Genomic DNA, 315 nt, shown 5'->3' on the forward strand with positions numbered 1-315 from the left:
AATGAAGGTTTGTCCAAATTAGTAGAGACTGTTTCTTTAGTGACAATTGCAAGTTGTGGTGCAGATAATATTGGTTTATTTGTCCCTTATTTTGTAACATTGGATATTGTTGAATTACTGACTACCTTAATTGTATTTTTAGTTTTAATTTTCATTTTAGTATTCACAGCACAAAAACTAGCTAGAATTCCTAGTGTGGGTGAGGTTGTTGAGAGATTCAGTCGTTGGATTATGGCTGTTATCTACATAGCATTGGGCTTATTTATTATTATTGAAAATGAAACCATACAAACAATATTAGGATTTATATTATAA

The 315-nt window shown here is 29.8% G+C and carries 1 protein-coding gene; it reads left to right on the forward strand.

The window, feature by feature from the left end; translation table 11 throughout:
* Nucleotides 1-315 (forward strand): cadmium resistance transporter (locus tag KA858_RS12460; RefSeq protein ID WP_210135837.1); only part of this gene is annotated, 315 nt, incomplete at its 5' end.

Source organism: Staphylococcus sp. GDX8P80P (assembly GCF_017893095.1).
Lineage (GTDB): Bacteria > Bacillota > Bacilli > Staphylococcales > Staphylococcaceae > Staphylococcus > Staphylococcus borealis.